The sequence below is a fragment of the Mesorhizobium sp. WSM4840 genome, from assembly GCF_055811755.1.
This window is the reverse complement of sequence record NZ_JBVVQD010000019.1, coordinates 49,819-62,210: the sequence shown is the minus strand read 5'-3', so window position 1 is coordinate 62,210 and position 12,392 is coordinate 49,819. Positions and strand designations below refer to the sequence as shown.

At 62.3% G+C, this 12,392-nt stretch carries 7 protein-coding genes; 3 read left to right on the top strand and 4 right to left on the bottom strand.

Annotated elements, in window-relative coordinates; genetic code table 11:
* Nucleotides 1–7: 7 nt before the first annotated feature.
* Both AC0L3I_RS23620 and AC0L3I_RS23615 read right to left on the bottom strand, forming a co-directional pair.
* The gene (locus AC0L3I_RS23620) at nucleotides 8–1,138 is read right to left on the bottom strand and encodes a glycosyltransferase family 4 protein (protein WP_473528376.1); all 1,131 of its coding nucleotides are present in this window, start codon (nucleotides 1,136–1,138) and stop codon (nucleotides 8–10) included.
* Between the two features lie 5 nt (nucleotides 1,139–1,143).
* Complete coding sequence (locus AC0L3I_RS23615; RefSeq protein ID WP_095495842.1) at nucleotides 1,144–1,707, bottom strand: polysaccharide biosynthesis/export family protein; 564 nt, start codon at nucleotides 1,705–1,707, stop codon at nucleotides 1,144–1,146.
* 351 nt (nucleotides 1,708–2,058) lie between these two features.
* On the opposite strand from AC0L3I_RS23615, the gene AC0L3I_RS23610 reads away from it, so the two are divergent.
* Complete coding sequence (locus AC0L3I_RS23610) at nucleotides 2,059–4,248, top strand: GumC family protein (RefSeq protein ID WP_473528375.1); 2,190 nt, start codon at nucleotides 2,059–2,061, stop codon at nucleotides 4,246–4,248.
* 25 nt (nucleotides 4,249–4,273) lie between these two features.
* Here AC0L3I_RS23610 and AC0L3I_RS23605 read toward each other — a convergent pair whose 3' ends face one another.
* The gene (locus tag AC0L3I_RS23605) at nucleotides 4,274–5,503 is read right to left on the bottom strand and encodes a GNAT family N-acetyltransferase (protein ID WP_473528374.1); all 1,230 of its coding nucleotides are present in this window, start codon (nucleotides 5,501–5,503) and stop codon (nucleotides 4,274–4,276) included.
* Nucleotides 5,504–5,594: 91 nt separating this feature from the next.
* On the opposite strand from AC0L3I_RS23605, the gene AC0L3I_RS23600 reads away from it, so the two are divergent.
* Entirely contained in the window at nucleotides 5,595–6,650 is a 1,056-nt protein-coding gene (locus AC0L3I_RS23600; RefSeq protein WP_473528373.1) for a polysaccharide deacetylase family protein, read from the top strand.
* Between the two features lie 456 nt (nucleotides 6,651–7,106).
* Nucleotides 7,107–11,717 (top strand): nSTAND1 domain-containing NTPase, encoded by a 4,611-nt coding sequence (locus AC0L3I_RS23595; RefSeq protein ID WP_473528372.1) that lies wholly within the window; start codon nucleotides 7,107–7,109, stop codon nucleotides 11,715–11,717.
* 445 nt (nucleotides 11,718–12,162) lie between these two features.
* Here the strand turns inward: AC0L3I_RS23595 and AC0L3I_RS23590 are convergent, their stop codons facing one another.
* Entirely contained in the window at nucleotides 12,163–12,381 is a 219-nt protein-coding gene (locus tag AC0L3I_RS23590) for a DUF2842 domain-containing protein (protein ID WP_029353452.1), read from the bottom strand.
* Nucleotides 12,382–12,392: the final 11 nt, after the last annotated feature.

The following is a 12,392-nucleotide window of genomic DNA, read 5'->3' as shown; positions in this document are numbered from 1 at the left end:
CTTGGGGCTAACGCTTGAGCGCGGCGAAATAGGCCGTCTCGATCGCGGCGGCCATCACGTCGGCGCCGAATCGCGTCTTGAGGTTGGCGGTGTCGGGCATCACGCTGCTATACGCTTCGGGGTCGGCCAGCGCCGCGCTCATCTTGCCGGCGAGTTCGCGCGGGTCAGGCCGGATCAGGGCAGGGGAACCGGCTCCGAAGATTTCCGGGATGCCGCCGACGGCGGTGGCGATCATCGATTTACCGGCGGCGAGCGTTTCCAGCACGATGTAGGGCATGGCTTCCGCGCGCGAGGGAACGACAACCAGTTCGGCCAGCGCGAAGGCCTTTCGCGCCGGCATCGGCGGCAGGAAGCGCATATGGCCTTCGAGCCCGAGCCGCTTCACTTGCGCATGGTAGCGTGGCAGGTCGTCGCCGTCGCCGACCATCACCGCTTTCACCGGGCGGCCAAGCCGCGTTCCGGCAAGGACCAGCGCATCGATGAAGATGTCCGGTCCCTTGAGGTCGCGCATCATGCCGATATAGAGGACGTCGGCCGCAGTCTGCTCGGTCCGCACCGGCTCGAACTCGGCGGCGCTCAGGCCGTTGTAGACAAGGTTGTTCGGGATGGGCGGTTCGCCGACCTTTCTGCGATATGTCTGCCTTTCGTAATCGGAGACAAACAGAAGATAGTCGGTGAAGCGCGCCATGAACCGTTCGAGCGCGAAGAACAGCTTCCCCGTGGCGGTGGTCTCGTCATAATGAAGAGAGCCGCCGTGAGGCGAATAAAGGCGGGCTACGCGAGACCTTGATACCCGCAACAATGAGCCGAACAGGCGGGCATAAGCGCCACCCTTGGCGCCGTGCCCGTGGAGCACGTCCGGCCGCAATTCCTTGATGATCCCAAATGTGCGCCAGGCCGAGGCGAGGTCGCCCGGTCCGACATGCCGCTGCATCGGCGTACGATGGATGCCGAGCGCCATTGTGCCCTTCATCTGTTCGAACAAATGTTCCTCGAAGTCGCCGCCCGTCGTCGAATCGCAGACGATGCCGACGGCATGCCCGGCGGCGGCCTGCGCCTCGGTCAGGTCGCGCACGTGACGAAAAATCCCTCCGACAGGTGAGCGAAAGCAGTGAACGATCCTGAGTGTGTCCGCCACGTGGACTAGAACAGGCGTTCGCGAACATAGACCGTGTCGCCGGGCAGGAGCGGGTCGGAGGTGGCCACGCGACCGGTCATGACTTTGCCGTTGATGTCGCGGGTGATATCGACGCTTTCCTGGTTGGCGCGGGGACTGAAACCGCCGGCGATGGCAATCGCCTTTTGCACGGTCAGGCCGGGAACATAGGAGTACTGGCCCGCGGCACCGACTTCGCCCATGATGAAGATCGGCCGGTAGCGGTCGATCTCGACCGAAACGTCCGGATCGCGCAGGTAACCCTGGCGTAATTTGTCGGCGATCTCGCCTTCAAGTTGCTGTGCGGTGTGGCCGCGCGCCGGTACGGCGCCGACGAGCGGGATCGACAGGTAACCGGATTGGTCGACGCTGTAGACGTTGGTCAATCCTTCCTGCTCGAACACGGTGACGCGGACCCGGTCGCCGGCGCCGAGGCGATAGGGCTGATCGAGCATTTTATGAAAGGCGGCCGGCGCCGGCCGGTAGCTGGAGCAGCCGGCAAGCAACGACACGGTGAGCAGCGCGCGGAAGAGGGAAGCAGTGCTTTTCATGCCGGACACGTACCTTCGACTGGCCGCTGTTACACCGCGGCAAACTTTGGGAGTCGAGGTCCGTTATCATCCCGTTAGGGTTAATGGCCGGTAAAGGCGCGCGGCCGAAGCGACGAGAGACGGCCGGTTCCGATGCTTTTACCTGCCGCTTGCGAGTAAAAACCTAACAGATGCTTACCGCGATATTAACGGCTGAGTTACCATAGTTGTTTACGGTGCATCCTGACCAATGCATGTCGCCCCAAAAGTGCGCAGCGGTTTTGGGGCAACGACATGCATGAAAACAAGAGCTTAAAGCGCGTCGCATGAACCTGTTCAACGCGACGTGCTTTAGGTACCGGAGCAGGATGCATGTCCGTTCAATCCGCGGCCGCAGATGTCGACGTCGATCTCAGGCAGCTCTTCGCAAGCCTTGCGAGGAATTGGCTGCGCATTCTAGTCGTCGCGCTGGTCATAACCGGCCTGGCGTTCGCGCTCACCTGGCTCGCCACGCCGCATTACAGGGCCGAAACACGGCTTTTGATCGAAACGCGTGAATCGGTCTATACGCGCCCCGACGGCACCAACGACAACGACAAGCCGATTCTCGACGAGGAAGGCGTGACCAGCCAGGTCGAGGTCATTTCCTCGACCGACATCCTCAAGCAGGTGGCGCAGAAGCTCAATTTGTCGCGGCTTGCCGAATTCGACGAGACTGCGGACATGCCGGTACTGAGCCGTCTGCTCGTCATCGCCGGCCTGAAAAGCGACCCCAACGAGATTCCGCCGGAAGAACGCGTGCTGACGAAGATGCGCGAGAAGCTCAACGTCTATCGCGTTGAAAAATCTCGCGTTATCGTCATCGAATTCTCCTCGGAAAATCCCCGGCTCGCTGCTGAAATTCCGAACGCCATAGCCGACGCTTACATCTCCGTCCAGGGCAATGCCAATATCGAATCGAATTCCGCCGCGACCGACTGGCTGGCGCCGGAGATCGCCGACCTGTCGAAGCGGGTGAAGGATGCCGAGGCCAAGGTAGCAAGCTACCGCGCCCAGTCCGATCTTTTGATGGGCGGCAACAATTCGGTGCTCGCCACGCAACAGCTTTCCGAACTGTCCAGCGAACTGTCGCGGGTGCGGGCCAGTCGCGCCTCGGCGGAAGCGACTGCCGACAGCGTGCGCAGGGCGCTGCAGAATGGCGGCTCGCTGGATGCGGTACCGGAGGTGCTGTCTTCCGAACTCATCCAGCGGCTGCGCGAGCGGCAGGTCGAGCTCAAGACCAACATCGCCGACCTTTCCACCTCCTTGCTAGACAATCACCCGCGCATCCGGGCGCTGAGGTCGCAGCTTGCCGACCTCGACCGCCAGATCCGCAACGAGGCCGAAAAGATCATGAAAGGGCTGATGACGCAGGCGCAGACTGCCCAGGCCCGCGAAAACCAGCTTGTCGCCGACGTCAACACGCTGAAGGCCGCATCGGCGCGCGCCGGCGACCAGCAGGTCGAACTGGACGCGCTGCAGCGCGAAGCGACCGCCCAGCGGCAGCTGCTCGAATCCTACCTGACCCGTTACCGTGAGGCGTCCTCGCGCAAGGACAGCAACTATCTGCCGGTCGACGCCCGTGTCTTTTCCCGCGCGGTGGCGCCGTCCGAGCCCTATTTCCCAAAAATCCTGCCGATCACCGGTGCGGCCTTCGTCGGCTCGTTGCTGCTGATGGCGATGGTGACGCTTCTGCAAGAGTTGTTTTCGGGTCGCGCCATGCGGCCGGCTGCCGGCGCCCGCTTCGAGCGGATCGAACAGGTTGCGATGCCGGTTGCCCGCGAACCGTCCAACCACGAACCGGCCGATATCGAAGACGTCGATGATCGGGCGGCGGAAGCGCAGGCAGAGCCGGAAGCGGCTGCCGCGGCGCCGGCAACTGCCCCAGCAACTGGCGAGGACGTCGAGCCGGTGCGCCCCACCCTTGGCGAGGTCGAAATCGACAGCGCGGTGGAAAAACTGATCACAAGCGGTGCGGCACGCGCCATATTCGTGTCGCCGGAAGGCGACGAGGCGGCCGCCTCGGCGGTGCTGGTGGCGCGTGAGGTTTCCGACGCCGGCCTGCGTGTGCTCCTGCTCGATCTCACCGCTTCGGGTGCCGCCTCGCGGCCGATGCTGGACAGCGGGCTTTTCCCGGGCATCACCAATCTGCTCGCCTCCGAAGCGCAGTTCAGCGACGTGATCCACCCCGATCTCTATTCGGACTGCCACGTCATTCCCGTCGGCACCGCCGCTCCGGTCCGCGCCATGCGCGCCGCCGACCGCCTGCCGATCATCATGCAGTCGCTGACCACCGCCTACGATCTGGTCGTGGTCGAATGCGGACCCGCAGACGCGCAAGGCATCAGCCGCCTTGTCGGCGAGGACACCGAGGTCTTCCTGTCGCTGCTGGAGCCGGACGACGAGGTGGCTCAGGCCGCAGTCGAGCTGATCGAGAGCGGCTATCCCGACCTGACGCTGGTGACGCCGGTCGGCCACGAGACGCCAGGGACGCCGATACCCGGACGGCGCTCCGCCGCCTGAGACGTCCCGGAAATCTCGGCAGCGATCAGCTGTCGTCTTCGCCCGCCGCAGGTGCTGCCTGTCCGGCCGTCTTGCGGCGCAGCATCTTGGTCAGCTTCCAGATCGTCGGACTGTTCTTGACGAAGGCTTTCAGGCGCGCGCTTTGCCGCAGGACAAACACCAGCGCGCGGCCCTTCAGCGTCAGCGGAATCAGGACCTCGAAATGCTGGGTCTCGATATCGCACCACAGCCGCTTGTAGGGTTCGTCGCCGACCGAGAAATCATAGACATCGAACCCCCTCTCGCAGGCTTCCTCGATGTTGTCGAAGAACAGGAAGTCGCCGGGGCTGGCATGGGCGACGTCGTCGTCGGCGATCGCTCCGAACTCGCAGATCAGGCGTTTCCCCGAGCGGCTCGATCCGGTGACGGCGCGAAGCTTGCCCGCGACTTCGAGCCCGTGCAGAACGAAGGACGGCTTGTCGTCGGAAAGCGCTTCGACGAACAACGCGCGGAAGAAAGCACGAACCTTCGGCTCGCCGAAGACGTTAGCGACGCCCATCTTGCGGAAGCGGAACTCCTTCATCTCGAAAAACGCGTCGAGCAGTCTGTTCACCTCGTCCGCTGTCTGCGCCTCGATGCGGCGGTGGCTGCCGACGGCCTCGAATTTGCGCGCCTGCGAGCGGTGCCTCTTGCGCCTGCGATTGCCGCTCGCGCGGGAGAGCAGTGCATCAAAACCTCCCGCCAAGTCGACGGCCAGCGACAGGTTGGGGCTGGGAAAATGCGGGAGGGATAGAAGCGGATTGGCAATGCCGTCGAGATCGGGCAGCAGCCGTTCCAGTGCGACGAGGTCGATGTCCGGCCGCGCCCTGGCGATCGCCGCCAGCATCGAGCGGACTGCCGCGCCATCCGCCTTGGTCAGCCAAGACGGATCGGCGGCGGCGAAATTGCCGTTGGCATGGCGGCCGCCCATGAAACGGGCGACGCGGAACGGACCGCGGCTGGTGACTTCCAGCGCCAACGAAAAAGCCGGTCGGCCGTCAGCGTTCAGCGTCACTAAGACGGTGTTCGCTTCGGCATATCTGGCCCAGTTCAGGATCCAGGCCGGGCTTTGCGGCGGCGCGAACAGCGCCGAACCGCAGAACTCGGCATAGCCCGCAAGTGCCGCACCGCCGGCGACCGAGACCGACAGGCCGGCATGATCCGCAGGCAACGCGCGCGGCGCCGCCTCCATTGCTTCGAGCCGATTGCCGTCAAATGACGCGGTGGCGTCAACCATACCTCAATCCTTTAAGGCGTATTCACCGCGATTGGGGGCTCGCATAGGCGCATTCCGTGCTTGGATGAGCCTAGGCGCAAAAGGTGAATGAATGATCGACGGGGGCGAGGCGATCCGGAAACTGGCGCTCAACGTCGTCCGCTATACCGGTCTTGCCCCGCTGGCCAAGCCGTTTGTCGGCGGCATCGGCGCCATCCTGATGCTGCACCGGGTCACCGCGAGGCCGGAAAAACCTGATAGCGTCAACCGGCATCTCAACATCGCGCCTGAGTTCCTCGACGCCGTGATCGCCGATATGAAGGTGAACGGCTATACGTTCGTCACGCTGGACGAAGCGATCGAGCGCATCAAGGCCGGCGGCAAGGATGGCCAGTTCGCGGCGATCACCGCCGACGACGCCTACCGCGACAACATGACCGAGGCGCTGCCGGTGCTGGAAAAGCACGGCGCGCCGGTTGCCATCTATGTCGCGCCGGGGCTGATAAACGGCGCCGCCGATCTATGGTGGGAGGTGGTCGAGGACATCGTTAGCGCGCGCGACCGCTTGATTCTGACAACACCGGACAGCCCGGTGACGATCGATTGCTCGACCCCGGGCAAGAAACTCCAGGCCTTTGCGCGCCTGCACGACTATCTGACGCTGGGGGTCCGCGAGGAGGACCAGCGGGCGGTGCTGCGCGAATTGGCGCGGTCGAACGGCATCGAGCGGGACGCGCGCCAGAGCACTTTGATGAACTGGGACGAGATCCGCGCCATGGCAGGGCATCCGCTAGTGACGATCGGCGCGCACACCGTCAATCATCGCAATCTGAAGCGGCTTCCCGAAGCCGATGCGCGGCACGAGGTCGACGACGTCAGGCGCATATTGCAGGCGGAACTCGGCGAGGCGCCGCGCCATTTCGCCTATCCCTATGGCTATGCCAGCGCCGTTGGCGATCGCGAAGTCGGCTTCGCCCGCGACGCCGGCTATGCCTCGGCGGTGACGACACGCCACGGCGTGCTGCGCGCCGAACATGCCGGCTTCCTGCACGCGCTGCCGCGCATTTCGCTCAACGGTCGCTATCAGAGCGTTGCCCATATCCGCACGATGCTGTCGGGTGTGACGACGCCGCTGGCCAATGCCGGCAAGATGCTTGTCACCATCTAGTGGTGAGAGTCTGACACTTGGCACCGGTGGACGGCAAGAACCGACCCCTTGCGGACCATCCCGGATGGGAGGTCAAGGGAACGTCGTGACCCCTAGCTGCCGTTCCGTGGAACCACCTTGGAAGTCCGGGTCAGGTCAAACCCGGTCGTTTGCGAATGGCAATTTTGAAGCCGTGTGCGAAAACGCGATCTTCGGTCGATAGGCGGGACTTATGCCGGGTGTCCCGTTGTCGCAAGTGCGCCACGGGATGGAGGTCCAATGGACGATCAATAAAACTAGAATTATGCTGGTAGTGGCAGAACCGACTGGGATTGGACTTCTCCGCTACAAAGGCGGAAACTGTGCGTTGAGGTCAAAAGGAATAATTGCCAACGCCGTCCTTCGGGTAAGCTTGGTGCCTCCCTCCTCATCGGCCGCCATTTCCTTTAGGATGCTTCAGGATTGCGGGAGCTGGCTATGGCCGTGGATCGCGTTCAGCGCAGAATGGCTGCCATCCTTGCAGCCGATGTGGTCGGCTACAGCCGGCTGATAGGCAGGGATGAGGAAGGTACTCTTGCGACCCTGAGAGCCTATCGCCAGATCATTGACCGGCTGATTGTGCACCATGAGGGACGGGTGTTCGGCAGCGCCGGAGACAGTGTCATCGCGGAGTTCGCAAGCCCTGTCGAGGCGCTGCGGTGTGCCACCGAAATCCAGTTGGAAATCGATAGACAGAACGCCGACCTCCCCGAGCCAGGCCGCCTGCGATTTCGCATCGGCATCAACCTCGGCGATGTCGTCGTAGAGGGTGACAACCTCATGGGCGACGGCGTCAACGTCGCCGCGCGTTTGGAACCGCTATCACGGCCGGGCGGAATATGTGTCTCCGAGGCGATCTATGCGCAGGCTCGCGATCGGCTTTCTCTCGATTTCATCGATCTTGGCGAGCACAAGGTGAAGAATATCGCCCGGCCTGTGCACGTCTATCGTGTGCCCCTCGCTTCGGAGGAACAGGTCAGGTCGCCTTTTCGCGGTCTCGACGTCTTCGAATTTGAAAACGCCGACCTCTTTTTCGGCAGAGCGCGGGCGATCACTGCTTGCACCGAAAGGCTGGAACAGCTCGCAGCCAACGGCAAAGCATTTTTGCTCATCTACGGGATGAGCGGCTCCGGTAAGTCTTCTCTTCTGCGCGCGGGGCTGATGCCTTCAATCACCCGACCCGGCGCAGTGGTAGGCATCAGTTTGTGGCGCCGTTGCCTGATCCGCCCGTCCGAAGGGCCTGATGCTGTCGCCTCGTTGACCGCGGGACTCCTTCGCGAAGGTGCTTTGCCCGAGTTGGCTCTCGAACTGACAGCGGCAGAGCTGACTCAACTCTGTCGAAGCGCTCCCGATCGCGTGATGACTCTGATCCGCCAGGCACTCGGCAAAGCAGCCACCGCCGCTGGCTCGGTCCCTTCGCAAATACGATTGCTGATCGCCATCGATCAGACAGAGGAGCTGTTCACGACGGAGAAGGAACCGGCGTCGCGCGAAGGGCTTGTGCGGCTCTTGGCGGCGTTCGCCGGCAGCGGACTGGTCTGGGTGATTGCGACGATCCGGTCGGATTTCTTTCACCGCTGCGGCGAAGTCCGAGGTTTCTCGGCGCTGAAGGACGGCCTCGGCAGCTATGAGCTCTTGCCGCCGACGAGCCCTGAGATCGCCCAGATCATTCGCGAGCCGGCTCGTGCTGCCGCACTCCGCTTCGAGGAGCGCGCCGATCTGGGGCGGCTCGATGACGTGCTGCAGGACGCGGCAGCCGCCGATCCCGGATCGTTGCCGCTTCTCGAATTCGTTCTCGATGCGCTGTACGAGGTAGGCCGGGAGCGCCGGATCCTCACCTTTGCTGCGTATCGTGCGCTTGGCGGCCTCGAAGGGGCGATCGCGCGCCGCGCCGATGAAGTCGTCGACGCGCTCCCGCCCGACATCCAGGAGGCATTGCCTGCGGTGCTGCGCGCTCTCACCACGGTGCGTCCGGGCGATGAAACTGTTACGGCAAGTCCAGTCCTGCTCAGCGAAGTGGCTGGAAAGCCGGCACGATTGGCTCTCGTCGACGCGCTGATCGCCGCCCGGCTCCTCGTCAGTGATGAAGATGCCGCGGGCCATGTCTTCGTCCGCGTGGCCCATGAGGCGCTGCTCAGCCGCTGGCCGCGCGCCAGCGACATTGTCAACGCGAATAGGAGCTTCCTCGAGACGCGGGCTCGGCTCAAGGCTGACGCCCATCGATGGCACTCGGACAACAAGAACCGCGATCTTTTGCTGCCGTCCGGCAAGCGTCTCGCCGAGGGCGAGGAATTGCTGCTGTCGAGACGCCAGGAAATCGACGATCAAGTCGTTGAATACATCGAGGCGTCCTCACGTGCCCAGAAGGAGAGAGAGGAGAAGGACCGGCAAGCAGAGCGGGCACTGATCGAGGCTGCTGAAGTAGCAAGACGCGAACGCTTGGAGCGCGAGGCCGACCGGCTCGCGGGAGAAGCTGAGCGTCGGGATCTGGCAGCAACTGCTGCGATACAGCTGGCACGACGTACGCGCTATGCGGCCAGTGTCGCGACGGTGTTGGCTCTCTTGGCTGGAGCAGGCGCATTCATTGGGTTCAGAGGACAGCAGGAAGCAATGCGGCAGGCGGTGCTGGCGCAAATGAGCGCCGACAAGGCCAGGTCGGCCGAGAGGAAGGCCCTTGAGGCGCGCGACCAGGCGCTGCGCAACCAGTCTCTTTCGCTTGCGTTTCTTTCGCAGCAAACCGCAACGAGCGGTAATACTGAGGCCGCGGTTTTGCTGGCGCTAGAAGCGCTGCCGACGGGCACATCTGAGCACAGACGCCCGTACATCGTTGATGCGGAGGCCGCGCTTTACAAGGCTTTGTTAGCGCATCGTCAAACGAGGATCTTCCATCAAGACGCCAGTGTGACGCATGCAGCTTTCAATCGGACCGGCGACCGCATTGTAACCTCATCGCATGACGCGACGGCACGCATTTGGGACGCCCTGAATGGTACCGAGACTGCGGTTCTGAAGGGCCACCAAGGCGCCGTTGAGAGAGCCGAGTTCAGCCCGGACGGAAGCCGCGTCATTACAGTTGCTAGAGATGGCACCGCGCGCATCTGGAACGCCACCTCAGGGGAGCAGCTCTTTTTACTTCAGCCGGTCGGCAATTTTCCTACGGCGATTTTCAGCCCAAACGGCACCCGGGTGCTGACAGCGGGGGAGAACAGCGATGCATCACTCTGGGACGCTCAAACCGGAAGGAAAATCCTAAGTGTAGAGAGACGTGGAAGCTCCCTGGCTAGCTTTAGTCCCGATGGCCAGAGCTTCGCAATCGCACAACGCGATCAACGCTCCGTTCTTATCTGGAATGCGGAAGATGGCAAACTGAACCGGACTCTGCGGGTTAACGCTTGGCCGTACAGCGTCGCATTCAGCCCGGACGGAAGCCGGCTCCTGATAAGCTCGTGGGGCCCAATTTCATACCCTTTCCTTTCGCATCTTTGGGACGTGTCGAAAGGCATGGAAATTGCGACATTGGCCGGTCACAAGAGCGACACACAATTACAAGGCGTAATGTTCAGTCACGACGGCCGTCGAATTGCGACGGTATCACTCGATGGTAGCGCACGACTCTGGGACGGAATCTCGGGTAATTTGCTTGGCGTGCTCGGCCAGGAGTCCTCGGGGCTCAAACTAAGTTACATGGGCCCGGATGAGCGCGATCAGGAGATGAACAGCGTCTTCAGCCAAGACGATCGGTTCTTGGCTGCCGCTTCCCTCAACGGCACGGTTCGTATTTGGGATGTCGAGCGCACGTCGCTGCTCACCACCATCATCGGCCATGACGCCTTGGTCGAGCACGTGGAATTCAGCCCAGTTAACAACAGCATTCTTCTCACTGCATCGCACGATCGCACCGCTCGGCTCTGGGATATCGACGGGGTTCTGACAACTGCGCTGTCCCATGAATATCCGCCGGCCTTTGCGGTCTTTAGTCCCGATAATGTGCACCTTTTGACTGGAGGTGGGGATAGCGCAGCGCACCTGTGGGATGTTGTAAGCGGACGTCAGATAGCCGAGCTTGACACACACGAAACTGTCCAAAGTGCGACGTTCAGCCCTGATGGAAGTCGCGTTGCAACCACATCTCTTGGGGGCCGAGTTCTTGTTTGGGACGTTGCAAGCAGACGCGAGGTCGCGCAGCTCAAATCTCGTGACGGGCTACTTCAAGTTCAATTTAGTCCCAAGGGAGACCTGTTAGCGACGGGTTCGGCTCACGGTACCGCACAGTTGTGGGACGCGGCAAGCGGCGCCGAACTGGCCACCATCAAGACAAGCGGGAAGTTGCCACAGGCGATTTTCGGCCAGGACGGGGATCTCGTCCTTACCGCGACGGACGACAACGCTGCCCACCTTTTGAAGACGGACGGAACTGAATTCAAGGTTCTCATCCGGCATCAGAACCGAATCACCGCGGCCGCTTTCAGTCCAGACGGCCAACTGGTTGTCACGGGTTCACTCGACCGCACCGCGCGGATCTGGTCGATCAAGGACGGAAACAGTGTCGCGACGCTGAAGGGCCACAGCGACGAGCTGACAGCAGTCGCGTTCAGCCAGGACGGTCAGTCTCTCCTAACTGCCTCACGCGATGGGACCGTTCGAATCTGGAGCGTTCCGGTAGGAACAGAAAAGGTCGTTCTCAGGGGTCACAGCGGCGCAGTGGACAGCGCGCAAATCAGTCCTAACGGTTTGTATGTCGTGACGACGTCGTCTCAGGATCGCACGGTCAGGCTCTGGGCGGCGCAGTCGGGGCGCGAGATCGCAGTGCTTGCCAGCCGGGAGGACGAGGCCAACCGACCGGCGCTGATGCGGGCGGCTTTCAATTCCGATGGAACGAGGATCGCAATCGTGTCCGGTGATGATAGCGTCCGAATAATTCGCGCGTTCCAAACACCTCTGGACCTCATTGACTACGCACGTGGGATTGTTCCACGCGAACTGACCGCCTGCGAACGGCGACGTTTCTTCCTTCCTGTCGAAGGTGAAGTTGGCGACTGTCCAAGCTGATATCGCTCCAATGCGCTGTCGACCTCACCACGCGATGGTCGGCGTCAGCCGTTCCGAGCTAAGAGCGAATGGCAGTTCTGGCGTTCAAAAATTCCGCCTTGCTGAACCGCAATTTTGAAACCGGGTGCAAGAAAGTGATCTTCGGTTGATAAACGGAGCCTATGCCAGCCCACCTTCTCGTACGTGCGCCCTAGAGGAGGTCTAACGGGACGGCCAATCAGCGACGTTTTATGCAGCCAGCGGCAAGGGTGCTAGAGCAAGGGCATTGGTTGAGCGGCCGGGATGCGTCGACTCCCGCCGTTGGATGTTTGTCAACTGAACAGCCGCTTCTGGCGCCGCCTGCGCGTTCCGATCGGCGACACGGAAGGCAGAAAACCACCCTGAGCTGCCCTACGCGTCGGGTAGCAAGCTTCAGGCTTTCACCACTAGTGGCGGCGAGCGAGCGTCAATTCTTCGGCCGCGGGGGCTCCAGGATCAGCCATTTGATGATGCCCATAGCCGGCAGCACCCAGAGCATGCCGCTGAGCAGGAAGAACAGGAAATGCGCCCACGGTCCCGATTCCGCCAGTTGGGCGACCGCCACGATCGATGCGACCAGCGCATAGACGATGACCAGCGCCACCAGCAGGAAGGTTCCGATCAGCTTCTTCAGGCGAATGGGCATTTCGCGATCCG